The sequence below is a fragment of the Paraburkholderia sp. MM5496-R1 genome (assembly GCF_050436205.1).
GTDB classification, from domain to species: domain Bacteria; phylum Pseudomonadota; class Gammaproteobacteria; order Burkholderiales; family Burkholderiaceae; genus Paraburkholderia; species Paraburkholderia tuberum.
Window position 1 is genome coordinate 1,728,858 of the sequence record NZ_JBNDLT010000003.1, and the last position, 25,652, is coordinate 1,754,509.

A 25,652-nucleotide genomic window follows, 5' to 3' on the forward strand; every position below is an offset into this window, starting at 1 on the left:
GGGGGCTGTGATGCGATTGCTGACTGGTCTACTGGCGAGAGCGTTCGACGTCGCGATGATCGTGGCTGGGGCATTTGCGGCCTCCCAGATCCGCTTCGACGGCGGCTCGCAACGGAGCTTTTATTTCGCCTTCGTCGCTTTTGCCGCGGCGTTCGCTCTCGCGGTCTTTCCGGCGCTCGGCGTCTACCAATCGTGGCGTGGCCGCTCGAAGAGAGTGCTGGCGAGCCAGGTGGCGCTCGGCTGGCTCGTCGTGCAGGCCTGCGCGATGGTGCTGATGTTCTCGCTGCACCGGATCGATTTCGTGTCGCGACTCTGGTTCGTGTACTGGACCGGCATTTCGGGCGCGGCAATGATGGCCGGCCGGCTGGTCACGCATGCGTTGCTTGGGCGCATGCGTCATGCGGGGATGAACTTGCAGCAGGTCGCGGTGGCGGCGTGCGGCGAACATTGCGACGAGATCATCCATAAGATCGAGACGTCGCCCGCGGCCGGCTTTCGCGCGAATGCGCTGTATAACCTGCACCCCGGCTGTTGCATTCCGCCGCGCTCGTCGGTGCAGGTCTTCGAAGAACAGGGTGCGTTCGCTCGCTACGTGCGCGAACAGCAGATCGGCGAAGTGTGGCTGGCGCTGCCGCTCACCGAGGAGCGCGCGATTCTCAAGCTGGTGGCGGAGTTTCGCAACGACCTGATCAATGTGCGCTTCATGCCCGATGTGCGCTCGCTTGCGCTGTTCGAAGGCAGCATGACCGAGTTGCTCGGCTTGCCGACGATCAATCTTGCCGCGTCGCCGCTGCCGCCGAAGGCGTTGGTGCAAAAAGACCTGTTCGATCGTCTGTTCGCGCTCGTCGCGTTGATCGCGATCTCGCCGATACTGCTGGGCTGCGCGATCGCCGTCAAACTGAGTTCGCGCGGGCCGGTGTTCTTCACGCAGCGTCGCAAAGGCGCCGACGGCCGCGTATTTACGATCTACAAGTTCCGCACGATGCGCCTGCACGAGCAGAAGCCGGGCATTCTCGAACAGGCCACGCGCGACGATCCACGCATCACGACCGTCGGCGCGTTCCTGCGCCGCACGAGTCTCGACGAACTACCGCAGTTCTTCAATGTGCTGCGCGGCGATATGTCGGTGGTGGGGCCGCGCCCGCATGCGCTCGAACACGACGATCTCTATCAGAACATCGTATCGGGCTATATCCACCGTTATCGGATCAAACCCGGCATTACCGGCTGGGCGCAGATCAACGGCTATCGCGGCGAAACCGATCGTCTGGAAAAGATGGAGGGCCGCGTCGCACACGATCTGTACTACCTGCGCAACTGGTCGTTCTGGCTCGACATGAAGATCATTCTGGCCACGATTTTCAAGGGGCTTCATCATCCAAACGCGTACTGAGCATGATGCTATCCGGAGTTGAAAACATAGTAAGACGATCTGCGAAGCGGGTCTCGCTTTACCGCTTTCACCACGATCACGACTTGCAGGCGAGAAAAATATTGGAGCGACTCGAAAGCAGGTATGGCAAGACCGATCCGAACAAACTGCGGCTCGCGGACACCTATGCGCGAGACGTGTTCGGCGACCCGGTCTACGCACCCTGGCTGCGCGTTTATACCGCGTTTTGCGGCACCTTCAAGGAAGGCTGGATTCCGGACAACTACTACGGCATCGTCGTCGTGCCGCAAATGCAAGGCTGGTACGGCAAGATTTCGAGCCTCAAGCCGATTTCACGGCTGATCTTCGACGGCGACGAATTGCCGGACGTCGCGTACTTTGCCAATGGGCTGTTCTTTACCGACAAAGGCGTCGTGGTGCCCGAGCGCGATCTGACAGACGTCGTGTTCGAGCATACCGAACGCGTCGTATTCAAGCTCGACGGTTCCGGACAGGGCAACGGTGTCTACTTCTTCGACCGTGCCAACTTCGACCCCGCGGTCATCAGGTCGCTCGGCAATGGCGTGATTCAGACGTTCATCAACCAGCACAGTCTGTTCGCTACGTTTGCTGCGAAGCCGGTGGCGACATTGCGCTTCACGACCGTGGTGGACGAGGCCGGTCGCATTTCCATTCGGGCCTGCTACTTGCGACTCGGCAGAGCGGACGATACGCATGTGCTGAGCGATCGCGAGATATGCGTGCCGGTCGAACTCGAAACGGGCGAACTGTGCGACGAGGGGTATATGAGCGACTGGGCCGCGGTGGACGCGCATCCAGACTCGGGCGCGCGCTTTGCGGGCCTGAAGATTCCATGTTTCGAGAAATGCGTGGCCACCGTGCTACGCCTGCACAGGAAGATTCCGTTTGCGCGCTGCATCGGCTGGGATCTCGCGGTCGACGCGAACGGCCAGGTCAAGGTGATGGAGTGGAACGGCAAGCACAACGACGTCAAATTCAGCGAGGCAACGCAAGGCCCGTGCTTCGCTGATCTGAACTGGGAACGGCTCAGGGCCGAACCTGAGTTTGCACGGCTGTCACTGGGCTGATCGGGCAGGCCAAAAAAACGTAGTAGGAGACGCGACGTGAGCGAACAGTTATGGTGCGTCCATATCGAAGGACTGAACGACTTCATTGCCGTCGATTCGGAGGAATCGGCGCGGTACGAGGCGTCGCAGATCAATGCGTATATCGATCGCGCCGACAGAAGCTCGCGCGCCGCCCGCTTGCGCGCGGTGGTGGTCGAATGGCCGTATGGCGCGGACGCTCACGCAAGAGCGCTCGATGACGACTGGCACGATCTGCAATGTATGCCACACAGACAGCAGGCCGTCGCGCGGTCCGGCGGCCCGTTGTCGAATCTCGCGCGACGCGTTAGAGAACTGCTGAGCATCGCGCGCACGGGGAAGGACGATGCGTGAAGCGCGGCTATGGGCACGCCGCGCTATGTGGGCCGGCAGAGGCACGCCTTCTATCCGGGGCCACCAAGCAACACCTGACAGTCAACGCTCGGCTATGGGCGAAGGATGAAAGCGATAACCCCCAGTGATCGCTGTATCCAAACAATTCATTGGTCAACTATCACCCGGCTTCTGATAATGTGCGCACAAAACAGGCCATAGCGGACGCCAACGTCGGAGCATCGGCGCGGGCTCACGCGACAATCCGGAGGAGACGATGCTGCGACCCAAGGTCAGCCGGGCGGTTCTCGCACTCATGTGCGCGATGTCGTTCATCTTGTATCTCGATCGCGTCAACCTGTCGGCGGCGGCCGGGCTGATCCGCGACGATCTGCATCTGAGCAATACCAACGTCGGCCTCGTGTTCGCCGCGTTCGCATACACGTACGCGCTGTGCCAGGTGATCGGCGGCTGGGTCAGCGACCGCTTCGGCGCGAAGCTCACGCTCGTGACCTGCGCAAGCATCTGGATCGTCGCGACGGTCGCGACCGGTCTCGCGGGCGGGCTCGCGTCGCTGTTCGGCGCGCGGCTTTTGCTCGGCATCGGCGAAGGCGCGGCGCTGCCCGCGCAGGCGCGGGCGCTGACCAACTGGTTCCCGTCGAACCGGCGCGGCTTCGTGCAAGGCCTCACGCATTCGTTCTCGCGGCTCGGCAATGCGATTACGCCGCCGCTGATCGCGCTGCTGGTCGCGTATTCGTCGTGGCGGGTGTCGTTTCTCGCGGTAGGCGCGCTGACGTTCGTGTGGGTCGTGGTCTACGCATGGTATTTCACCGACGACCCGCGCAAGCATCGCCATATGACCGCGGAGCAGGAAGCGCAATTGCCGCCGGTCCGTCAATCCGCGGTCGAAGCGACGCGCGAGCCCACGCCGTGGCGGCGTCTGCTCAAACGCATCGCACCAACGATGCTCGTCTACTTCTGCTACGGCTGGACCGGCTGGCTGTTCTTCACCTGGCTGCCCACGTTCTTCATGCACGGTCGCGGCCTCGATCTGAAAAGCTCGGCGATGTTCTCCGCGGGGCGTGTTTCTGTCCGGCGTGGTCGGCAATACCGCGGGCGGCGTGCTCAGCGACCGCGTGTTGAAGCGTACGCGCAACGTCGTCGCGGCGCGCCGCAACGTGATCATCTGCGCGTTTCTCGGCGCTTTGGTGTTCCTCGCGCCGGTGATGGTCGTGAAGTCGCTGCCGGTCATGGCAGCGTGCATGAGCCTGTCGTTCTTCTTCCTCGAAATGACGATCGGGCCGATCTGGGCCGTGCCGATGGACATCTGCCCGCAGCACGTCGGTGTCGCGAGCGGGCTCGTGAATGCGGGCTCGGCGGTTGCGGGGATTTTCACGCCGATCGTGTTCGGCCTGATCGTGGACCGCACGGGTAGCTGGACGCTGCCGTTCGCGGGCTCGCTCGGACTGCTCGCGCTCGGCATCGTCGCGACCTTCTTCATGCGGCCGGATATTCCGCTCGACGCGGCTCGCGCTCACCCGGATCTCGCGGACATCAATGCGGGCGGCGAATTGCGCTTCGCAGAAAACCTCACGCCGCGCGAATCGAATCGATGACCAGTTGCATCGCCGGCGTGATGCGCCGGTTTCTGCGCAGAATCAGCCCATACGGTGCGAGCCGGCCGCGTAGCGGCGTCGCGATCGCGGCGATAGCATCGAGCGCGACGTAGTACTGCGCGACCGAACTCGGCAGCACGGCGAGCATGTCCGAGTCGCGCAGCAACGACAGCGTGGTCAGAATCGACGACGTCTCGACCGTGCTGACCGGCGGCGCAACGCGCGACTCGCGAAACGTTTGATCGATGACCTGGCGCATCGGGCTCGGATGCGGCTGGATGATCCACGGATAACGCGCGAGGTCCGCGAGCTTCGGCCGTGTGCCCGTTTGTTTGCCTGTTTTCGCGGCCGGATGATCGGGCCGCACGACGATCGACAGCGCCTCTTCCGCCAACGTCTCGAAGCTCAGATCGAGCGCCGGAAAGCCATCGGGAATCCGGCCAATCACGATATCGAGCTGATCCTGTTGCAGCGACTGCACGAGCACGTCGCTGGTGTCGATCGTGACCGCCATCTGCAGGCGCGGGTGCGCTTCCTTCAGCTTGACGATCGTGTGCGTCAGCAATTCGGGCGACGGCGCCATCACCGCGCCGATGCGCACCTTGCCGAGGTCGCCGGCCTCGATGCCGGCCAACTGCTCGCGCAGCTCGTCGAGATCCTGGAACACGACGCGCGCATAGCGCATCACGGCCTCGCCGAAGATCGTCGGCTCCATGCCCCGCGCATGGCGTACGAACAGCGATACGCCGAGCGTGTCCTCCAGTTCCTGCAAGGCCTTGGTCGCGGCGGGCTGGGTCATCGCGAGATCGTCGGCGGCACGCCGCAGCGATTCCGTTTCCGACAGCGCGACCATCAGTTGCAGATGACGCAGGCGCAAGCGTTTGCGAATGGTGGAGGCGGGCGGGATCATGAGCGATAACTTTAGCGAATCGGCCGATTCGAATTATTCAGTGGTCAGTTATCGGATAGTTTCGCACACTAGCGGTTATCGCAGGACGGCCAATCGCAACGCCGTTCGCGTTGACAAGACAAAACCGGAGACGACGCATGACGATGACTGCGAGCCCCGCGCTCGACAGCGCGATTACCAAAGCGCGCACGAGGCTGCTGCCTTTTCTGATCCTGATGTACGTACTCGCGTTCATCGACCGCGCGAACGTCGGCTTCGCGAAAAACGTGCTGCAGGCCGACACGGGCTTGAGCGACGCGGCGTTCGCGTTCGGCGCCGGCATTTTCTTCGTCGGCTATGCGGTGTTCGAAGTACCGAGCAACCTGCTGATGTACCGCTTCGGCGCGCGCATCTGGATGAGCCGCATCATGGTCACGTGGGGCATCGTGTCCGCGTGCACCGCCTTCGTCGACAGCGCCACGAGCTTCTATGTGCTGCGCACGCTGCTCGGCATCGCCGAAGCCGGTTTCTTTCCCGGCATCATCCTGTTCCTGTCGAACTGGTTTCCCGCGAAAACGCGCTCGCAGACGATGGGCATGTTCTATTTCGGCTTCCCGCTCGCGCTCCTGCTCGGCAGCCCGATCTCGGGTCTGCTGCTCGATGCGGGCAATCCGTTCGGCATGCATCCGTGGCAATTGCTGTTTGTGGTCGAAGGGCTGGCGGCGTCGGTGGTGGGTGTCGTCGCTTACTTCTATCTGACCGACCGGCCCGTGCAGGCGCACTGGCTCGATGCCGAAGAGCGTGACGCGCTCGATCACGCGTTGCGCCAGGAAGACCGCCAGAAGCTCGCGCATGGTCCGGCTTCGGTGCTCGCGGCGCTGCGCGATTCGCGCGTACTGTTCTGCGGCCTGATCTACTTCGCGGTGCAGATGAGCGTGTATGGCGTCGTGTTCTATCTGCCAACCCGCATCGCCGGGCTCGCAAGCGGCGGCCATGTCGGCGTCGAGGTCGGAATGCTGACAGCGATTCCGTGGATCGCCGCGATCATCGGCACGTTCTGGGTGACGCGCTACGCCGATCGCCACGGTCATCACCGTGTCTGGGCCGCGGCGATGCTCGCGCTCGCGGCGTTCGGCATTGCCGCGTCGGCGATGACGTCGTCGGTCACGCTTGCGATTGCCGCCTTCTGTTTCGCCGCCATCGGTTTCGTCTGCGTGCAGCCATTGTTCTGGACGCTGCCCACCGGTTACCTGGGCGGCGCCGCGGCCGCGGGCGGCATCGCGTTGATCAATTCGATCGGCAATCTGGGCGGCTTCGTCGCGCCGAATCTGAAGGGGCTGGCCGAGCGCGCGATCGGCTCTTCGCAGGCGGGTATGTTCTCGCTCGCGGTGGTCGGACTGATCGGCGCATTGCTGCTGCTGACGTTCCGCTTCGCCCCTGCCGCCTCCCATTCCGTCTCTCATCGCAGCGGCCCGCTCGGCGAACGCCCGGGCCACTGACTCTCTGATTCTCTGAAGGAAATCGTCGAACATGAAAATCAAGCATATCCGAACGCGTGTTTTCGAGTGGAAAGGCAAAGTCGTGCCGCCGCAAGCGCATTTCTGCACGAACGCGGTCGATATTCTGTACGAGCGTGGCGATGCGATGGGGTCGTTCCGCTTTCACGGCTGGCTCGTCGTCGAAGTCGAATGCGACGACGGCACCGTGGGCATCGGAAATTGCGCGCTCGCGCCGCGCATCGCGAAGCAGATCATCGACGAATACCTCGCGCCGATCGCGATCGGCGAAGACCCGTTCGACAACGAATACATCTGGCAGAAGATGTATCGCCGCACGCTCGCGTGGGGCCGCAAAGGCATCGGCATGGCGGCGATCTCCGCGATCGATATCGCGCTGTGGGACATCATGGGCAAGGCCGTGAAAAAGCCGGTGTTCAAGCTGCTCGGCGGGCGCACGAAAGAAAAGATCTGGTGCTATGCATCGAAGCTTTACAACAACGATGATCGCGACGCTTTCCTCGGCGAAGCGGAAAGCTATCTGGAAAGCGGCTTCACCGCGATGAAGATGCGCTTCGGCTACGGTCCGAAAGACGGCCCGAAAGGCATGGCGAAGAACATCGAACAGGTGCGTCTGTTGCGTGAACTGGTCGGCGACGAAGTCGACATCATGCTCGAATGCTATATGGGCTGGACGCTCGAATACGCGCGCAGAATGCTGCCGCGCCTCGCCGAATTCAATCCACGCTGGATCGAGGAGCCGGTGATCGGCGACGACATGGAAGGCTATCAGGAGTTGAAGAAGATGAACCTGATGCCGGTGTCGGGTGGCGAGCATGAGTTCACGAGCTATGGCTTCAAGGATCTGCTCGAACGCCGCGCGATCGACGTGATCCAGTACGACACGAATCGCGTGGGCGGGATCACGGCGGCGCGCAAGATCAACGCGATGGCCGAAGCGTGGTCGGTGCCGGTGATTCCGCATGCGGGACAGATGCACAACTATCATCTGACGATGTCGAGCACCGCGAGCCCGATGTCGGAGTTCTTCCCGGTGTTCGATGTCGAAGTTGGCAACGAATTGTTCTACTACATCTTCGAAGGCGAGCCGCAGCCGGAAAATGGCTATCTGCAACTGTCGGACGACGTGCCGGGTCTTGGCATCAAGTTGAGCGACAAGTATCTTGCCGACTTCAACATCGTCGAATGAGTGGACCGATCCGAGGAGAGCATATGAAGCCACGCATCGCAGTCCTTCTTGGCGACCCCGCCGGTATCGGTCCCGAGCTGATCGCGCGCCTGTTCGCGCAGCGGGCGAACCGCGCGCGCGCGGAGCTGCTGATCATCGGCGACCGGCGCGAGCTCGAAACCGGCATGAAGATCGCGCAGCAGCGCTTCGATTACGACGTGGTCGAAGATGCGCATGCCGCGTTTCAACGCGAGGGCGTGCCGTCGCTGATCGATTTCCGTCTGCCCGGCGATCAAGCTTTCGAGCGTGCGGTGGCGACCGAACACGGCGGCCGCTATAGTCTCGCCGCGTTCAGGCACGCGCTCGCGCTGACGCAAAGCAACGTCACCCAAGGCATGCTGTTCGCGCCGGTCAACAAGACCTCGCTGCATCTGGCCGGCATGGAAACCGGCGACGAGATGGAGTGGTTCGCGAAGCAGCTCGGCTACACGGGCAGCTTCTGCGAGTTCAACGTGCTCGACGAGCTATGGACTTCGCGCGTGACCTCGCATATGGCGTTGAAGGACGTCAGCGCGAAGTTGTCGGAGGAGCGCATCGTCGGCGCGGTGCGGCTGATTCACGAAGGCCTGAAGCGAGCCGGCCATCCGCAGCCGCGTATCGCGGTATGCGGTTTCAATCCGCACAACGGCGACAACGGCGCGTTCGGCCGCGAGGAGATCGACGTGATCGCGCCGGCCGTCGAGGCCGCGCGCGAGCTCGGCTACGACGCGCAGGGACCGTTTCCCGCCGACACGATCTTCGTGCGCGCGCGCGACCAGAAGGCCTTCGACGGCGTCGTCACGATGTACCACGATCAAGGCCAGATCGCGATGAAGCTGATGGGTTTCTGGCGCGGCGTGACCGTGCACGGCGGCTTGCCGATTCCGGTCGCGACGCCCGCGCACGGCACCGCGTTCGACATCCACGGCCAGGGCAAGGCCGACGTCGGCGCGACGCAGAAGGCGTTCGACATCGTCACGCGGATGGCGACCGAGCGCGTGAACTAACGCGTCAGCGTTTCCTGCGCGGCCCGGTCGAGGCGCGCACCACGAGCTCGGGCGGTGGCCCGAGCACCATCGACGGCTGCCGCTCCGGCGTCTGGATCAAACGGATCAGGCTCTTGATCGACAACTCCGCGACGGCCGCAGTTTGAATCGCGACCGTGGTCAGCGCCGGATGCACCTGATGCGCGAGCTGAATGTCGGTGATGCCGATCACCGACACGTCGTCGGGCACCGAGCGGCCGAGCGTGATCAACGCCTGGATCGCGCCGATCGCGAGCAGGTCGTTGGTCGCGAAGATCGCGCTCAGTTGCGGGCGGTTCGCCATCAGTTCCATGCAGGCGGCGAAGCCGGCGTCGATCGAGTCGCGAATCTGCAGCACGGCGGCCGCATCGGCTTCGATGCCGGCCATGCGCATCGCGGCGCGAAAGCCGTTCGAGCGCGCGTCCTGCAAACCGCCGCAGCCGTCGCCGATCAGCAAGCCGATCTCGCGATGGCCGAGCCCGAGCAGATGCCCCGCGGCCAGCTCGCCGGCACGCGCGAAGTCGACTGCGATGCACGGTAGCTCGGGCGGCGACTCGGGGTGCTCCCACATGGCGAGCAGAATCGGCGCGCTATGCGTCGCCGACGCGCACAGGTCGTTGATCGTGATGTCCGTGTTCATCACGAGCACGCCGTCGGCGAGCGTGCCGGCAATCTGGTTTAGATATGCGCGGCCGATTTCGGCATCGTCGTCGGTATTGCAGACCATCAGGAAGTGGCCGGCCTTGCGCGCCGCGCGCTCGGCGGCGAGCACGAACTCCGGGTAAAACGGGTTCGAGATGTTCGACAGCATGAGCGCGAGCGTCGACGAACGGCCTTCGGCGAGCGCGCGCGCATTCAGGTTCGGCCGATAGCCGAGCTCGGCGATCGCCTGCAGCACGCGCTCAGCCGTTTCAGGGCGGACTTTCTCGCGATTGCGCAGCACGTTGGAGACCGTGGCGGCGGTAACCTGCGCGCGTTTTGCGACTTCGGACAACGTGACCATGTCGGGTTATCCCATATTTAGGGAGGTCAATTCAAATGTTGCAAACGGCCTGCGACATTGCTAACTTTCTCAAAAACGTAACGGAGACACCCACCATGACTTTATCCGTCGAACTCGAATTTAAGCGATTAAATGCCGCCGGCACAAGGCCAGGGCGTTTTATTTCGGCCAAAATTTAAGCGGTTAAATCAAGGCGGAGACAGCATGGCGACGATTCGTTTGAGCGATGTGCAAAAGGCCTACGGCGACCATACGCCGGTGATCCGGCGCGTGAATCTCGAGATCGCGCAGCATGAATTCTGCGTGTTTCTCGGCCCCTCGGGCTGCGGCAAGTCGACCTTATTACGGATGATCGCCGGTCTCGAAGACCTCAGCGAAGGCGAGCTGCATATCGGTGGCCGCCTCGTCAACGACGGGCCGGCCGCCGAGCGCATCCGCGTCCATGTTCCGCCCGCTGCCTGTCATCTGTTCGACGAACAGGGACTCGCGCTGCGGCGTAGCACGTTCGAGCCGGAACGCGCGGCCGCCTGAACGATCGTCGACGGCGGACCTGCTTGAACGGTTCGTCAGACTGAATTCCGCCATAGAGCGGGTTACATCGCCGGCCACGCTGCGTCGCCGGTCAACAAGGTAGACAAGGAGACATAGATGATTGCTCTTCGCCTTCGCCGTTTCGCACAGGTGTCGATCGCCGCCGCCGTGATGGCCGGCGCGCTCGGCAGCGCCGCGGTCGACGCGGCCACGCTGAACGTCAACGTATCGGCGCGCGGTAATCAGCGCTCGACCTGGCAGGATGCGTTCGACCAGTTCAAGAAAGCCAATCCCGACATCGACCTGAAAATCACCTACGTGACCGAGGAAGCCTACAAGGTGCAGATGGGCGGCTGGCTCGCCACCGATCCACCCGACGTCGTCTCGTGGCACGACGGCGAGCGGATGGCTTATTACGCGCAACGTGGTCTGCTCGAAGATCTGAGCTCGGACTGGGCGAAGAACGGCTGGTCGCAGCAGTATGCGTCGGTCAAGGACGCGTCGACTTACAAGGGCAGGCAGTATGCGGCACCGCTCGGCTATGACGCGTACGGCTTCTTCTATCGCAAGGATCTGTTCGAGAAGGCCGGCATCAGGAGCGAGCCGAAAACGTGGGACGAACTGCTCGAAGCCAACAAGAAGCTGAAGGCGATCGGCGTCGCGCCGATCGCGGTGGCCGCACGCGACAGCTGGACGCTGGCCGCCTGGTTCGACTACCTCGATCTGCGCATCAACGGCAACGAGTTCCATCAGAAGCTGATGGCCGGCGAAATTCCGTACACCGATCCGCGCGTGAAGAAGGTCTACACGACGTGGAAGACGCTGCTCGACAATCACGACTTTATCGACAATGCGCTGTCGTACGACGTCGATTCGATCGGCCCGATCCTCAACAACGGCAAAGCCGCGATGATGCTGATGGGCACGTTCTTCTCGGCGAGCTTCCCGCCGTCGATCAAGGACCAGATCGGCTTCTTCCGCTTTCCGGTGCTCGACGCGAACGTGCCGATGGCCGAGGACGGCCCCGTCAACGTGCTGCTGATTCCGGCGAAGGCGAAAAACAAGGCCGACGCGCGCAAGCTGCTCGCGTTCATGGAGACGCCGAAAATCAACGCCGAACTCGCGAAGGGCTGGGGACAGTTGCCGTCGAACAGCCAGGCGGCGGCGCCTGAGGACGCGATCTCGAAGGTCGGCTTCCAGACGCTCGCGAACACGAAGGGCGGCATCGCGCAGTTCTACGATCGCGATATGCAGAAGGAAATGGCCGACGAAGGCATGAAGGCCATGCAGCAGTTCTACAGCGATCCGTCGCAACTCGACAGCGTGCTCGCTCATCTCGAAGCGACGCGCAAGCGCATCTACCAGAAGTAAGTCCCGCCGCGCCGGCCGCCTGAGCGCGGCCGGCTTGCGGGTCCCCTTGCGGGTCCCAATTCCGCCTTCGATTTCCGACGAGGCCGTTCCATGTCTCATACCGCAGCGCGCCGCCTGCCCGTGGCGCGGCACCGTCGCGTCTCGACGACGCGCCGTCATCAGCATCGCGCCGCGTTTTTCTTTCTGCTGCCGGGCTGCGCGTTGTTCGCGCTGTGCGTGATCTATCCGATCATCAGCAGCATTTCGCTGAGCTTCTACCACTGGGACGGCATGACGCCGAAGACCTTCGCCGGTCTCGCCAATTACGTCGAGCTGTTTCAGTCCGATACGTTCTATACGGCGCTGAAGAACAACCTGATCTGGCTCGCGCTGTTTCTACTCGCGCCGCCTCTCGGTCTGCTGTTCGCGCTGTATCTGAACCAGCAGGTGCGCGGCATGCGCGTCGTGAAGTCGCTGTTTTTCGCGCCGTTCGTGCTGTCGGGCGTCGTGGTCGGCCTCGTATTCAGTTGGTTCTACGATCCGACGTTCGGGCTGCTGCGGCTGATCGTCGGCCGTGGCATTCCGGTGCTCGGCGATCCGCATACGGTCACGTTCGGCATCATCTTCGCCGCGCTGTGGCCGCAGGCGCCGTTCTGCATGATCCTGTATCTGACCGGGCTCACCGGCATCAATCCCGAGGTGGTCGAGGCCGCGCGCATGGAAGGCGCGCAAGGGCTGCGACTGCTGTGGCACGTGATCCTCCCGCAATTGCGGCCCGCCACCTTCATGGCGGTGGTGCTGACCGTGATCGGCGCACTGCGCAGCTTCGATCTGATCGCGGTGATGAGTGGCGGCGGTCCGTTCGACAGTTCCACCGTGCTCGCCTATTTCATGTACGACCAGGCGATCAAGTACTACCGCGAAGGCTATTCCGCCGCGATTGCGGTCGTGCTGTTCGCGATCATGCTCGTCTATATCGTGTTCCATCTGCGCCGCATGTTGCGCGAGGAACGCTGATTCTCTGAACGTCAGGAGTACCCGGTCATGTATCCGCTTCCCGTCGAACGCTGGAAACCGCTGAATCGCACGCTTTACAAGGCCTCGCTGCCGCTGGCGCTGTTTATCTGGCTGCTGCCGATGCTCGCCGTGCTGCTGACCTCGATCCGCTCGACGGATGAATTGTCGCAAGGCGACTACTGGACGTGGCCGAAACACTTCGCGTTGCTGGAGAACTACGGCACCGCGCTCACGCAAACGCCGATGCTGCATTACTTCGCCAATAGCGTGCTGATTACGGTGCCGTCGGTGATCGGCGCGATCGTGCTCGCGTCGATGGCGGGCTTCGCGTTGGCGACGTATCGCTTTCCGGGCAACACGGCCGTGCTGTTCGCGTTCGTCGCCGGCAATTTCGTGCCGATCCAGATCCTGATGATTCCAGTGCGCGACATGGCGCTGAAGTTCGGCCTGTTCAACACCGTGTGGGCGCTGGTGATCTTTCATGTGTCGTTTCAGACCGGCTTCTGCACCTTGTTTCTGCGCAACTTCATCAAGCAACTGCCGTTCGAGATGATCGAGGCCGCGCGCGTCGAAGGCGCGGACGAGTGGACGATCTATCTGCGCATCGTGCTGCCGCTGATCCGCCCCGCGCTCGCCGCGCTCGCGATCCTCGTGTTCACGTTCGTGTGGAACGACTACTTCTGGGCGCTGTGCCTCACGCAAGGCGACGACGCCGCGCCGATCACGGTGGGCGTCGCCGCGCTGAAAGGGCAGTGGACGACCGCGTGGAACCTCGTCGCGGCGGGCTCGGTGCTGGCCGCGTTGCCTTCGGTGCTGATGTTCTTCGGCATGCAAAGGCACTTCGTCGCCGGACTGACCTTCGGGGCGAGCAAGGGATAAACGGCGCTTGAAACACGATTGAAACGACGGCTCGACGTCAACTCACCACGAGACTTTCACATGCAACTTGGTGTCTGCTACTACCCGGAACAATGGCCGCGCGCGATATGGGCCGACGACGCGCAACGTATGGTCGAACTCGGCATCACGCATGTGCGGATCGCTGAATTCGCGTGGAGCCGTATGGAGCCGCGCGCCGGCGAATTTGACTGGCAATGGCTCGACGAAGCGGTCGAAACGCTCGCGAAAGCGGGCTTGAAACTCGTGCTCGGCACGCCGAGCGCGTCGCCGCCGAAGTGGCTCGTCGACGCGCATCCGGACGTGTTGCCGGTGCGCGCGGACGGCGCGCGCTGGCGTTTCGGCTCGCGGCGTCACTACGATATTTCGAGCGACACGTACCGGCGCGAATGCGTGCGCATCGTCACCGCGATGGCGACGCGCTATGGCCGGCATCCGTCGATCGTCGCATGGCAGACCGATAACGAACTCGGCTGCCACGACACGGTGCCGAGCTATTCGGCCGCGGCGTTGCAGCGCTTTCACGCGTGGCTGCAGCGGCGCTACGCAACGATCGGCGCGTTGAACGACGCGTGGGGCAACGTGTTCTGGAGCATGGAGTACCCGTCGTTCGACGCGATCGGGCTGCCGACGCTGACACCCACCGACGCCAATCCGATCCATCTGCTCGACTTTCGCCGCTTCATGTCCGACGAGGTGGCGAGCTTCCATCGCGAGCAGATCGAGGTGTTGCGCGAGCATGCGCCGAACGCGGATCTGCTGCACAACTTCATGGGCTTTTTCACGACCTTCGATCACTATCGCTTCGCCGCCGACAACGCGATCGACGTCGCCGCATGGGACAGCTATCCGGTTGCGCGCACTGAGTCGATCGCGTTGCCGGAGGAGCAGAAGGCGCGCTTCGCGCGTACCGGACATCCCGACGTGTCCGCGTTCGATCACGACCGCTACCGGGGCATTGGCGGCGGGCGCTTCTGGGTGATGGAGCAGCAGGCCGGTCCGGTGAACTGGGCGTCGTGCAATCCGATTCCGGCGCCGGGCATGGTGCGGCTATGGGCGTACGAGGCGTTCGCGCATGGCGCGGAGCTGGTGTCGTATTTCCGTTGGCGTCAGTGCCCGTATGCGCAGGAGCAGATGCATTCCGGGCTCAATCTGCCGAACGACGAACTGTCGCCGGGCGGTCTCGAGGTGCAACGGGCCGCGCGTGAGATCGCGGGCAGTACGGCGCTGTCGACGCTCGCCGCGCCCGCGCGCGCGGCCACCGCGCTGGTATTCGACTACGAGACGCAGTGGATGTTCGAAATCCAGCGTCACGGCAAGGGCTTCGACTACCAGACGCTCGCGTTCGACTACTACGAGTCGCTGCGCGAACTCGGGCTCGATGTCGATATCGTGTCGAGCCGGGCAGATCTTTCGCGCTACCAGCTAGTCGTGGTGCCGAGTCTCGCGGTGATCGACGCCGCGCTCGTCGAGCAGATCGCGCGTTCGAACGCGCAATGGGTGTTCGGCCCACGCAGCGGCTCGAAAACCGACGCGTTCGCGATTCCCGGCAATCTGCCGCCCGGCGCGTTGCAGCGCGCGCTGCCGATCCAGGTGCTCGAAGTCGAAACGCTGCGCTCGACGCTCGCGCCCGCGCTGTCGATCGACGGCACCGAGGGTCACGCGCTGCACTGGCGCGAGCATGTGCGCGCCAATGGCAAGACACGCATTGCCGCGCGCTTCGACGATGCCTGGCCCGCGCTGCTGAAGCACGGCAACGTGCGCTATGTGGCCGGCTGGCTGTCGCATGAACTGCATCGCACGCTGTTGCGGCAGGCGGCGCGCGACGCGGGCCTCGATACGCAGGTACTCGCCGATGGACTGCGGCTGCGCCGCCGCGGCGGCTTGACCTTCGCATTCAATTTCGGCGCGCAACCGGTGCAGGCGCCAGCACCGCGCAATGCGACGTTCGTGCTCGGCGAGCCGCGCCTGAATACCGGCGACGTCTGCGCGTGGAAAGACGCGTGACCTGGTGTGGTTGTCACGTCACGGCAGGAAGTCAACCGAGTGGGTGCAGATCGGCAATGAGATCACCGGTGGCGTGCTGTGGCCGCTCGGCAAGTACGATCGGCTCGATAACCTCGCGGCGCTGCTGAAGGCCGGGCACGACGCGGTCAAATCCGTCGACGGGCGCATCAAGGTGATGCTGCATATCGACAGCGGCGGCATCGCGGGTGACACGCCGGCATCACTGTGCCGGCGATGCCTGCCCCTTGTGCTGGTTCACGCACTCCGACGTGATCGCCATGCTCGCCTGATCGGGCGTCATGTGTGGCGCGTCGGGGCTGTAGATTTTTTCGATGATCGCGTCGACGGCCGCGCGGTCGGACGGGTCTTTGTAGTAGTGGGCGGCCTGCTCGAGCGCCTGAGCTTTGGTCTTTTTGTGTGCGCGCCACGACGCGACCTGGCCGGCGATATCGCCGAGCGCGAAACATTGATCGCTGACGGTCTGCGCGACGGCCTGAGCGGCCGGCTGCGCGATGCACAGCGCGACGAGCGCGGATACGACTACGCGTTTCATTACCGGAGTCCTGATATGAGACGGCGGCGGCGCGGCAGCGGCGGTGATCGCCGCGCCTGGCCGCGCGCGGAAAAATTGTTGCGTAGTGTATCGGGAAGTAGGCCGGGGCGCTTTTCGCCGCCGTGGATCACAATGCCGCAGGCGAACGGGTGTGACGTCGATGCGTCACAGCGGCAGCGGCCGATCCTTTAGCCAGGTTGCAGGCGCGGCGATGGTTCTGATTGCCGTGCTGCTGTGTGTCGAGCAACTGCTCGCGTTCAGGTAAGCGAGAGATTCCAGGCGTTCAGCGAAATAAAAAGCCGCCCTGCGATTCGCAGGGCGGCTTCTGGATCACCACTCGATCGAACCGTTACCGGTCCGTTGGCGCGCGCATCTCATTGCAGGCTCAATGGCCGAACGACTCCGTCTTCGACGCACCCGCTTCCGCCGCCTGCGGCCGTGCCGCCTGCTTGATCAGCAGCGCGACGCAAGAGAGCAGACCCGCCACCGCGATCGTCGCGAAGATGCCGCCGAACGAGAAGTGGCGGCGCGCCAACTCGGCTACGAGGAACGAACCCGCAATGCCGCCGAAGCGGCCGACGCCAAGCATCCACGCGACGCCCGTGCCGCGGCCCACGGTCGGGTAGAACGCGGCGGCGAGCGCCGGCATCGACGATTGCGCGGTGTTCATCAGCACGCCGGCGATGAACACGATCAGCACGAGCGCGCCGACGTTGCCGGCCGCCTGACCGATGAAGTACACGCTGACGGCGGTCAGTGCATAGCACACCGCAATGACGCGGTTCGCGTTGAAGCGGTCCATCAGCACGCCGGCCAGTACCGCGCCGACGCCGCCGAGCGGGAACAGCGCGGAGATCAGCGTCGCGCGTTGCGGCGTGAGGCCGGCGTCCTTCAGCAGGATCGGCATCCAGTTGATCGATGCGTAGAAGATCACGAGGCCCATGAAGTACGCGACCCACAGCATCACCGAACCGACGATGTACGAGCGCGACAGCACGACGCCGAGACCCTTGCCGCCGGTTTGCGGCGCGGTTTCGGTCATCGTGAAACCGACGGCCTGCACCGCGTCGCCGGAAATGCGCGCGAGAGCGGCGCGAATCCGCTCGGCCGGCTTGTTATTCGCGACCATGTAGCGGACCGACTCCGGCATCTTCGCGAGCAACAGCAGCAACAGCAGCAGCGGCGTGACGCCGCCGAGGATCAGCACGCTGCGCCAGCCCAGATGCGGAATCATCCACGCGGCGAGGAAACCGCCGAACGCGGCGCCGAGCGGGAAGCCGCAGAACATCAGGTTGATCACGGTGGCGCGGCGGTTGTCCGGGCAGTACTCGCCCATCATCGTGACCGCGTTCGGCATCGCGGCGCCGAGGCCGACGCCGGTGACGAAGCGCAGCACGGTCAGTTGGTCGATGCCGGTCGAAAACGCCGACGCGAGGCAGGCGACGCCGAACAGCAGCACCGAACCGACCAGCATCGAGCGACGCCCGAGGCGGTCGGACAACGGACCCGAGCCGAGCGCGCCGCACGCGAGGCCGAACAGCGCGGCGCTCAGCACCGGCGCGAGCGCGGGCTTGCTGATACCCCATTCGGTGATCAGTGAAGGCGCGATGAAGCCGATCGCAGCAGTGTCAAAACCGTCCAGCAGGACGATGACGAAGCACATGAAAAAGATCAGCCACTGGAACGGCGAAAACGGATGCTCGTTGATGAAGGTTTGAACGTTCACAGCGGGGCTGCGGTTCATGATGGTCTCCTGGCAGCGAAAGGCCCGACACGACGAGCTATTCTTCTCTAAGACTGTACGCCGTCTGGCAACTGCGTACGATGCCTGCGGCGGGCCAACTGGCCGTTCATCGGCAATGAATCATCCCGGACGGATCGGTTTGACGGAATCGCGCCGGGCGAGGGAATTTGTTCGAATAAAGAACTGTGATTCTCTATGCGAACGCGCGCCACTGTAAGGAATGAATTCGATGCGGTCAACGGGGGAATACCCGAGCTTCGCAGTGGCCGACGTGCCCGCCGATGCGTGGGAGGCGGCGCGCTGCAATCGGGCCGCAGAAAGGACGAGGCGATAGCGAATGCGATGTCGCCCTGGTGACGCACGAGGGCGAATGGTCGCTCTACGAGCGGCGCAACTGTCGATAACGGCGCATCCGGCGTTGCGCCGTCATCCCTTCATGTCGAACGATCGGCGGCCAGGCATTCGCAGCGCGCTTTGATGGGCCTGGCGCGCCGTTCATATCAGGCGAGTTTTGCCGCGATCGCCTCGCCGACTTCGCTCGTGCTTGCCTTGCCGCCGAGGTCGCCGGTGTGCGGACCCTCGATCAGCGTCGCCTCGATCGCCTTCAGGATCGCGTCGTGCGCTTCGCGCTCCTTGCCGCTCGAATGACCGAGGAAGTCGAGCATCATCGCGGCCGACCAGATCATCGCGATCGGATTCGCGATGTGCTTGCCGGCGATATCGGGTGCCGAGCCGTGCACCGGCTCGAACAGCGACGGAAATTTGCGGTCCGGATTCACGTTGCCCGACGGCGCGAGGCCGATCGTGCCCGTGCACGCGGGGCCGAGATCGGACAGGATGTCGCCGAACAGATTGGTCGCGACGACCACGTCGAAACGGTCCGGGTTCAGGACGAAACGCGCGCACAGGATGTCGATGTGCTGCTTGTCCCACGTGACGTCCGGATACTGCGCGGCGATGCCGGCCGCGCATTTGTCCCACCACGGCATGCTGATCGCGATGCCGTTGCTCTTCGTTGCGACGGTGATTTTCTTGCGCGCGCGGCGCTGCGCGAGATCGAATGCGAACTTCAGCACGCGCTCGCTGCCATGCCGCGTAAACACCGACTCCTGCAGCACGAACTCGCGCTCGGTGCCTTCGAACATCACGCCGCCCACCGACGAATACTCGCCCTCGGTGTTCTCGCGCACGATCCAGAAGTCGATGTCGCCGGCCTTGCGTCCCGTGAGCGGCGAGGGAACGCCCGCAAAGAGCCGTGCGGGCCGCAGATTCACATACTGGTCGAACTCGCGGCGAAACTTCAGCAGCGACCCCCACAGCGAGATGTGATCGGGCACGGTGTCGGGCCAGCCGACCGCGCCGAACAGGATCGCATCGGCCGATTGCAGTTGCGCTTTCCAGTCGTCCGGCATCATCTTGCCGTGCTTCGCTTAGTAGTCGCAGCTCGCCCATTCGATGTGCCGATATTCGAGCTCGATGCCGAAGCGTTGCGTCGCGACTTCGAGTACGCGCAGCGCTTCGGGCATTACCTCGACGCCGATGCCGTCGCCGGGGATGACGGCAATCCGGTATTTGTTCGACATGCTGGGCTTCTCCTTTGAAGAATTGGATTGGGGATGTGGTGGTGGTTATTTTATTCGTGGTGCATTCGATCATGCCGTGCCAGGCGCGGCGTGCCTCTCCTGCAAGGCTTAACCAGGGGTTTTTTGGGATGGTACCTTGATGCACAATCGGGCCTCCTTTATTGACTGTGAGGCACGATGACTTCACTTTCCCTGGGTTCTTATCATGAGGTCCGTGAAAGGCGGCACGGACATTTCTTCTCGGTCAGCCTTTACAGATCGTTCAACCTTCACATCAGGTCTCGCTGGTTGTTTGACGTGGATCGGTGGTTCCATTTTGCATTGCCGGCGAGCACAGCCCGCGAAGCGCACGATGACATTGTGCAGCCAGGGCATGGAGGAAGCGCGCGCGGCGTGGCTGCAACATAGCCCATCCGTGCTGCTGTCGCACCAGCCATACGAGTTACGCGATATGCTCGGCCGGAGTGACAACCGCTTTCATATGTACAGGATGAAAGACGATGAGGTTGCCAAAGCCCTCTACAACGAAGTGAAGGACGGTAGCCTGATCTTCGTCCCTGAGCGGGACGAGATGCGCAAGTGCGTGCAGGCGATACGGGAGCAGCGGGAAAAGGCGTCCCGGACAGCGTCCGCGCGCGCGCAACAACCGGCCGACGCGGACATGCTAAGTTCGCTCTATGGCAACAGCCCCCGGGTGCCGCAGAATGCCGGTACGCCGTCGTATTCTCCCCGTGTTGGTTCGTTAGGCGAAGCTCAGCCGTTCGAGTACAGCGAGGACATTCCCACGGGCGGTGAAATGCAAACGGCATGGCTTCCCTCAGAAGGAGGGTCACCTAACCAATGGGTCGAAAACACATCGGGCAAGAAACAATGGCGCTTATATGACGGAGACGGTAACGCGGCCGTCGATATTGATTTCGGTCACGATCACGGGTTTGGCGTTCCACACTCCCATAATTGGGAAAATGGCGTTAGAGATAAGGGAAATGCATTTTCGCTGCTACCTTGGTAAAGGATTTGTTTGATGGACGAACTCAAGGAATTTGGTTACTTCCACGACTGGTATATCAACGCTCTCGTGGTTCGGGATAAGCATAAACTTATTGTCATGTTGGAGGATGAAGGGAAGCGAGCAACGGCAACTTTTAGCGGAACCAGTCGCTGCACCGTTGAACATTTCAGCGTGTCCAATAACATCGTCTTTGAGATGAAGATCCTCACGCCGGGGGACACGAATTACGATCTCGCCCGCGCCATGCTCTCTAAAAGCGAGCGGTTTTCGAAGACGCCGGGGTCTCAAGTAGCGCTAGTCCTCGCAACGGCCGGCGCGGAGCTAGCTGTGGAATTTGAGACGCTCGACATCGACGCTGAGTAGGCGATTCGACTCGTGAATCTCCGACTACGGGAATCGGCGCCTTTCGGGAAGCAGTGGCCGTGATGCTAAATGACACTGTACCCAGTGTTAAGTTCGCTCTATGGCAACAGCCCGCGCGCGCCGCAGAACCTCGGCAATGCTCAGGCGTTCAACTATCAGCCAGATGCCGTGAGTGACGATGTGCAGGACATTGCGGCGCGCGGAGTGAGCGATTTTCACGAGACCGAATGCTTCGCGCAGTACGAACGGGACCTAGACCTGTGCAACGCACTGGCTGGCCCAATGGGCGGTACACGTGGCATCGCGCTATGCAAAACGCAGGCATTCCAGAACTATCAACAGTGCAGAGGATATTGATGGCTACTCATCCGCCGTATTCCGTGGTTCTAACCTATACAGAGGACCGTCAACGGCTCACGGTGCAAACCGTTGACCCAACCAGGCTTGCCCCGTTGCTGGCCGGGAAAATCGAAATGCCGATCCTTCTCGATGAGTACGATTTCAAACTCGACGACGAATTTGCGCGGAGGCTTGGCGTCGCAATACTCAACGTGATTGCGCTCGGTCAGCCTGACATCAAGCAGTACATGTCAGTTACGCAAGAGCCGATCGACAAGCCTTCACAGACGTAGCCCGCCGCCCGCGCACTTATGCGCTGTGCGTGCAACGGGCATTCGGGAATTATCAAACCTACTGTTGCGCATCCGGCGCGCGCAGGGCCGCGAGCGCTTCAGGAAGTCGCGCGAGCGCTTCCGCTAGCGAACGTGCGCCGCCGAGTAGGAGAAAGCCGGCAAAGCTGTCGTCGTCATCCACCAGCAGCCCCTCGAACTGCCCAGTGCTGTCGCGATAGACGATCACGTCTGCCCGCCGCCCGCCCATCCTTGCGAGTACCGCCGCCACGACTGCTCCGGCTGCGTTGGTCTCGCTGCGGCAACCGGGCGTGTCCAGGTCGTGAATGACCGGCACGCCCGAGACGAAGCCGACCAGCGCGGATGCCGGATGACGACGGTAGCGCGCGCAACAACCGGCCGACGTGGACATGCTAAGGTCGCTCTATGACAACAGCCTGCGCGCGCCGGGAAACCGTAACCATCTCTACCGCCCCGCATTCAACTTGCGCCACAGCGTCGTCTTGCTGATGCCCAACGCGGCGCAAGCCGCATCGCGATCACCGTCGTGAACCGCGAGCACCGCGCGGATTTCATCAGCCTCGACATGACGGCTGCGCTCGCGCAGCGTCAGCGCCGCCGGCTTCGCGCGCGCGACGGGCTCGACGACTTCCGGCGCGATCGCGCGCAGCATGTCGCGCGTGACGAGCGCCGCACTCGCATCCGTGTCCGCATCGCCATCGGCGAGTTCAACCGCAATCCGCTCGATCACGTTCTGCAACTCGCGCACATTGCCCGGCCACGCATAGCGCCGCAACGCCGCGCCCAAACCCTCCAGCATGCGAGCGGCGGTCTGCGCGTCGGGCACGCGCGCCGCCAGCCTCGGCTCGCGCGCGGCCGCCTGGCGCAACAGTTCGGCGGCGAGCGGCAGCAGGTCGTTCGGCCGCTCGCGCAGCGGCGGTAGCGCGATGCTGAGGATGTTGAGCCGGTAGTACAGATCGGTACGGAAACTGCCCTCTGTGACGGCGTCGGTCAGCGCGCGATGCGTCGCCGCGACGATGCGGATATCGACGCGCATCGGCTCCGTCGATCCGAGCCGCACCACCTCGCGCTCCTGCAACACGCGCAACAGGCGGCTTTGCAACGGCAACGGCATCTCGCCGATCTCGTCGAGAAACAGCGTGCCGCGATGCGCGACCTCGATCAGCCCCGCCTTGCCGCCCTTGCGCGCGCCGGTGAACGCGCCTTCCTCGTAGCCGAACAGTTCGCTTTCGAGCAGCGCCTCCGGAAACGCGCCGCAATTGATCGCGACGAACGCGAAGTCGCGTCGCGCGCTCAGTTGATGCATGCTCTGCGCGACCATTTCCTTGCCGGTGCCGCTTTCGCCGAGAATCAGCACGGTCGCGTCCGACCTCGCATAACGCACGACGAGCGCGCGCACCCGTTCGATCGATTCCGACGCGCCGACGATATCGTCGAGCCGGTAGCGCGCGGTGAACTGCTGCACGCGTTGACGCGCGCGCAGCGTCCGATCGAGCCGTTCGACCGCGCGCGATTCCTGAAACGTCAGCACGGTGCCCGGCGCCGCGCCGCTGCTTGCGAGCGGCCCGCGATGCACGACATAGCTGGCGCCGCGCACCGTGCAGAAGCTGTCGCCCTCCGCGTCCGGCAGACTGCCCGCGAGGTCGGGCGCGAGTTCGAGCAGCGCGCGGCCGACGGCCTTTGCCGCATCGATACCGAGCACGCCCGCGAGCCGCTGGTTCATCAGTTCGACGCGGCCTTGCGCATCGAGCGCGACCACGCCGTCGCGCAGGTGCTGCAGCAGCGTGTCGAGCCGCTGGCGTCGCACGGTTTCGCGGCGCGTCGCCTGCGCGACTTCGAGCGCGGTGTCGAAGCCGGCCCGCACCGACGCGCGCGAGTACAGAAACACCGCGCCCATGCCGGCGTTCGCGGCGAGGTCGGTGACCATGCCTGGGCCGACCACGACGTCGATGCCACGATCGCTGAGATCGAGCACGACGCTCTCCGCGTCCTGCGCCGACTGGTACGACGCGAACGTGACATCGAGCGCGTACGCGGCGGCGAACCGCCGCACTTCGTCGGGCGTGTCGCCGTGCGTGACGAGCGCGACGCGCGCGCCTTCCCGACGCGCGCGGGCGAGCGCATGCATGACGTCGTAGCCGGTCGGACTGATCCGCACGACCGGCACCGACACGCGCGTCTTCAGATACGCGCCGTTCGAGCCGCCCGCGAGCACGACGTCGGGCCGCGCGGCGCCCGCGGCCTCGATTTCGCGCACCGCGTCTTCGAAGGCGTGCGACACGATGCGAACATCCGCGAGTTCCACGTATTCGCCGGCGATGTCGAAGAACAGATCGCGCAGGCGGCTAATGCTGAGCGCCCAGACGCGCGGACGCTGCGGCGGTTCATAAAGAGGCGTGCTCAAGGCGGACGGCTCGCAACGGGATGGTTGGGGACCTCCATTATGCGAGCATTCATTGCCGATTTGAAATCCGGAGTTTCATTAATGAAATCGAGCGTCGGACGGGGTCGCGTCATTGCTTCGCCGGACTCCCGCCAAATCAGGCACTTAGCTGGTGGTGAACGGGCTGGCCCGTTCCTTGCGTACAAGGCAGCCCAGTCGAAGCAATGGCCAAATTCCAACCCTTTCTGGAGACAATCGATGAGCGAAGCAGACAACAGCACGCCGAACGCAGGCGCTTTCAAACCGAAAAAATCCGTCGCGCTGTCGGGCGTGACCGCGGGCAACACCGCGCTGTGCACGGTCGGCAAGACCGGCAACGATTTGCACTATCGCGGCTATGACATTCTCGACATCGCCGAGGCGTGCGAATTCGAGGAGATCGCTTATCTGCTGGTCCACGGCAAGCTGCCGACCCAGGCCGAACTGACCGCGTACAAGACGAAGCTGAAGTCGATGCGCGGCCTGCCCGCCAACGTAAAAGCCGCACTCGAATGGATTCCGGCCGCCGCGCATCCGATGGACGTGATGCGCACCGGCGTGTCGGTGCTCGGCACCGTACTGCCCGAGAAAGACGATCACAACCTGCCCGGCGCGCGCGATATCGCCGACAAGCTGATGGCCTCGCTCGGCTCGATGCTGCTGTACTGGTATCACTACTCGCACAACGGCAAGCGCATCGAGGTCGAAACCGACGACGATTCGATCGGCGGGCATTTCCTGCATCTGCTGCATGGCGTCGAGCCGTCGAAGGCGTGGGTGGATGCGATGCACGTCTCGCTGAACCTGTACGCGGAGCACGAGTTCAACGCGTCGACGTTCACCGGCCGCGTGATCGCGGGCACGGGCTCGGACATGTACTCGGCGGTCACCGGCGCGATCGGCGCGCTGCGCGGCCCGAAACACGGCGGCGCCAATGAAGCCGCGTTCGAAATCCAGTCGCGCTACCAGACGCCCGACGAAGCCGAAGCCGACATCCGCCGCCGCGTCGAGAACAAGGAAGTCGTGATCGGCTTTGGCCATCCGGTCTACACGATCTCGGACCCGCGCAACAAGATCATCAAGGAAGTCGCGAAGAAGCTGTCGAAGGAAGCGGGCAACACGAAGCTGTTCTCGATCGCCGAACGGCTCGAATCGGTGATGTGGGACGCGAAGAAGATGTTCCCGAACCTCGACTGGTTCAGCGCGGTGTCGTATCACATGATGGGCGTGCCGACCGCGATGTTCACGCCGCTGTTCGTGATCTCGCGTACGGCAGGATGGAGCGCGCACATCATCGAGCAGCGCGTCGACAACAAGATCATTCGTCCGAGCGCGAATTACACCGGTCCGGACGATCTGCCGTTCGTGCCGCTGGCGAAGCGCGTTTGAGCTGAGGCCGCGAGCTAAACTACCCGCACTGTCCGGCCGGCGCGC

21 protein-coding genes and 4 pseudogenes are annotated in these 25,652 nt (G+C 63.3%); 18 read left to right on the top strand and 7 right to left on the bottom strand.

The window, feature by feature from the left end; genetic code table 11:
* The first annotated feature begins 10 nt into the window (after positions 1-10).
* The 4 genes and pseudogenes from OKW38_RS34215 (at position 11) to OKW38_RS34230 (ending at position 4,448) form a co-directional block, all read left to right on the top strand.
* On the top strand, positions 11-1,393 hold the full coding sequence (locus OKW38_RS34215; protein WP_090809184.1) for an undecaprenyl-phosphate glucose phosphotransferase: 1,383 nt from the start codon (positions 11-13) through the stop codon (positions 1,391-1,393).
* 2 nt (positions 1,394-1,395) lie between these two features.
* Entirely contained in the window at positions 1,396-2,481 is a 1,086-nt protein-coding gene (locus tag OKW38_RS34220) for a sugar-transfer associated ATP-grasp domain-containing protein (protein ID WP_090809186.1), read from the top strand.
* A gap of 36 nt (positions 2,482-2,517) precedes the next feature.
* Positions 2,518-2,853 (top strand): hypothetical protein, encoded by a 336-nt coding sequence (locus OKW38_RS34225; protein ID WP_090809188.1) that lies wholly within the window; start codon positions 2,518-2,520, stop codon positions 2,851-2,853.
* Between the two features lie 256 nt (positions 2,854-3,109).
* Positions 3,110-4,448: pseudogene (locus tag OKW38_RS34230) on the top strand (MFS transporter).
* On the opposite strand, the gene OKW38_RS34235 reads toward OKW38_RS34230, so the two are convergent.
* A complete protein-coding gene (locus OKW38_RS34235; protein ID WP_429365099.1) occupies positions 4,423-5,358 on the bottom strand; it encodes a LysR family transcriptional regulator in 936 nt (311 codons plus the stop codon). The pseudogene OKW38_RS34230 and the gene OKW38_RS34235 overlap by 26 nt on opposite strands.
* A gap of 137 nt (positions 5,359-5,495) precedes the next feature.
* On the opposite strand from OKW38_RS34235, the gene OKW38_RS34240 reads away from it, so the two are divergent.
* The 3 genes from OKW38_RS34240 to OKW38_RS34250 are packed head-to-tail and all read left to right on the top strand — an operon-like array spanning position 5,496 to position 9,068.
* A complete protein-coding gene (locus tag OKW38_RS34240; RefSeq protein ID WP_429365100.1) occupies positions 5,496-6,836 on the top strand; it encodes an MFS transporter in 1,341 nt (446 codons plus the stop codon).
* A gap of 31 nt (positions 6,837-6,867) precedes the next feature.
* Positions 6,868-8,043: an L-rhamnonate dehydratase gene (locus OKW38_RS34245; protein ID WP_429365101.1), complete on the top strand. Its 1,176-nt coding sequence runs from the start codon at positions 6,868-6,870 to the stop codon at positions 8,041-8,043.
* A gap of 23 nt (positions 8,044-8,066) precedes the next feature.
* On the top strand, positions 8,067-9,068 hold the full coding sequence (locus tag OKW38_RS34250; protein ID WP_429365102.1) for a 4-hydroxythreonine-4-phosphate dehydrogenase PdxA: 1,002 nt from the start codon (positions 8,067-8,069) through the stop codon (positions 9,066-9,068).
* Between the two features lie 4 nt (positions 9,069-9,072).
* Here the strand turns inward: OKW38_RS34250 and OKW38_RS34255 are convergent, their stop codons facing one another.
* Positions 9,073-10,089, bottom strand: a complete 1,017-nt coding sequence (locus tag OKW38_RS34255; protein ID WP_429365103.1) for a LacI family DNA-binding transcriptional regulator — start codon at positions 10,087-10,089, stop codon at positions 9,073-9,075.
* Positions 10,090-10,293: 204 nt separating this feature from the next.
* Here OKW38_RS34255 and OKW38_RS34260 point away from each other — a divergent pair.
* The 6 genes and pseudogenes from OKW38_RS34260 to OKW38_RS34285 all read left to right on the top strand — a co-directional run.
* Positions 10,294-10,521 (top strand): annotated as a pseudogene (locus OKW38_RS34260) (ATP-binding cassette domain-containing protein); the annotation flags it as partial.
* Positions 10,522-10,791: 270 nt separating this feature from the next.
* On the top strand, positions 10,792-11,991 hold the full coding sequence (locus OKW38_RS34265) for an ABC transporter substrate-binding protein (protein ID WP_429365562.1): 1,200 nt from the start codon (positions 10,792-10,794) through the stop codon (positions 11,989-11,991).
* A gap of 90 nt (positions 11,992-12,081) precedes the next feature.
* Positions 12,082-12,987: a carbohydrate ABC transporter permease gene (locus OKW38_RS34270; protein WP_429365104.1), complete on the top strand. Its 906-nt coding sequence runs from the start codon at positions 12,082-12,084 to the stop codon at positions 12,985-12,987.
* A gap of 27 nt (positions 12,988-13,014) precedes the next feature.
* A complete protein-coding gene (locus OKW38_RS34275; protein ID WP_429365105.1) occupies positions 13,015-13,866 on the top strand; it encodes a carbohydrate ABC transporter permease in 852 nt (283 codons plus the stop codon).
* A 60-nt stretch (positions 13,867-13,926) separates the two neighbouring features.
* On the top strand, positions 13,927-15,891 hold the full coding sequence (locus OKW38_RS34280; RefSeq protein WP_429365106.1) for a beta-galactosidase: 1,965 nt from the start codon (positions 13,927-13,929) through the stop codon (positions 15,889-15,891).
* A 37-nt stretch (positions 15,892-15,928) separates the two neighbouring features.
* Positions 15,929-16,099: pseudogene (locus OKW38_RS34285) on the top strand (glycosyl hydrolase 53 family protein); the annotation flags it as partial.
* Positions 16,100-16,111: 12 nt separating this feature from the next.
* On the opposite strand, the gene OKW38_RS34290 reads toward OKW38_RS34285, so the two are convergent.
* The 3 genes and pseudogenes from OKW38_RS34290 to OKW38_RS34300 form a co-directional block, all read right to left on the bottom strand.
* On the bottom strand, positions 16,112-16,444 hold the full coding sequence (locus OKW38_RS34290; RefSeq protein WP_184039654.1) for a hypothetical protein: 333 nt from the start codon (positions 16,442-16,444) through the stop codon (positions 16,112-16,114).
* Positions 16,445-16,829: 385 nt separating this feature from the next.
* Complete coding sequence (locus OKW38_RS34295) at positions 16,830-18,188, bottom strand: MFS transporter (RefSeq protein WP_090809219.1); 1,359 nt, start codon at positions 18,186-18,188, stop codon at positions 16,830-16,832.
* A 500-nt stretch (positions 18,189-18,688) separates the two neighbouring features.
* Positions 18,689-19,771 (bottom strand): annotated as a pseudogene (locus OKW38_RS34300) (tartrate dehydrogenase).
* Between the two features lie 214 nt (positions 19,772-19,985).
* On the opposite strand from OKW38_RS34300, the gene OKW38_RS34305 reads away from it, so the two are divergent.
* The 4 genes from OKW38_RS34305 to OKW38_RS34320 all read left to right on the top strand — a co-directional run bounded on the left by OKW38_RS34305 (position 19,986) and on the right by OKW38_RS34320 (position 21,778).
* A complete protein-coding gene (locus OKW38_RS34305) occupies positions 19,986-20,783 on the top strand; it encodes a hypothetical protein (RefSeq protein ID WP_429365107.1) in 798 nt (265 codons plus the stop codon).
* A gap of 12 nt (positions 20,784-20,795) precedes the next feature.
* Positions 20,796-21,146: a hypothetical protein gene (locus OKW38_RS34310; protein ID WP_429365108.1), complete on the top strand. Its 351-nt coding sequence runs from the start codon at positions 20,796-20,798 to the stop codon at positions 21,144-21,146.
* 69 nt (positions 21,147-21,215) lie between these two features.
* Positions 21,216-21,503 (top strand): hypothetical protein, encoded by a 288-nt coding sequence (locus tag OKW38_RS34315; RefSeq protein WP_090809225.1) that lies wholly within the window; start codon positions 21,216-21,218, stop codon positions 21,501-21,503.
* Entirely contained in the window at positions 21,503-21,778 is a 276-nt protein-coding gene (locus tag OKW38_RS34320; protein WP_090809227.1) for a hypothetical protein, read from the top strand. The genes OKW38_RS34315 and OKW38_RS34320 overlap by 1 nt, the downstream gene beginning before the upstream one ends.
* A 58-nt stretch (positions 21,779-21,836) precedes the next feature.
* On the opposite strand, the gene OKW38_RS34325 is transcribed toward OKW38_RS34320, so the two are convergent.
* Positions 21,837-22,187, bottom strand: a complete 351-nt coding sequence (locus tag OKW38_RS34325) for a hypothetical protein (RefSeq protein ID WP_429365109.1) — start codon at positions 22,185-22,187, stop codon at positions 21,837-21,839.
* 54 nt (positions 22,188-22,241) lie between these two features.
* The gene (prpR, locus tag OKW38_RS34330; RefSeq protein WP_429365110.1) at positions 22,242-24,200 is read right to left on the bottom strand and encodes a propionate catabolism operon regulatory protein PrpR; all 1,959 of its coding nucleotides are present in this window, start codon (positions 24,198-24,200) and stop codon (positions 22,242-22,244) included.
* Between the two features lie 237 nt (positions 24,201-24,437).
* On the opposite strand from prpR, the gene prpC reads away from it, so the two are divergent.
* Positions 24,438-25,607, top strand: coding sequence for a bifunctional 2-methylcitrate synthase/citrate synthase (prpC, locus tag OKW38_RS34335; RefSeq protein WP_090809234.1), 1,170 nt, complete (start codon positions 24,438-24,440; stop codon positions 25,605-25,607).
* Positions 25,608-25,652: the final 45 nt, after the last annotated feature.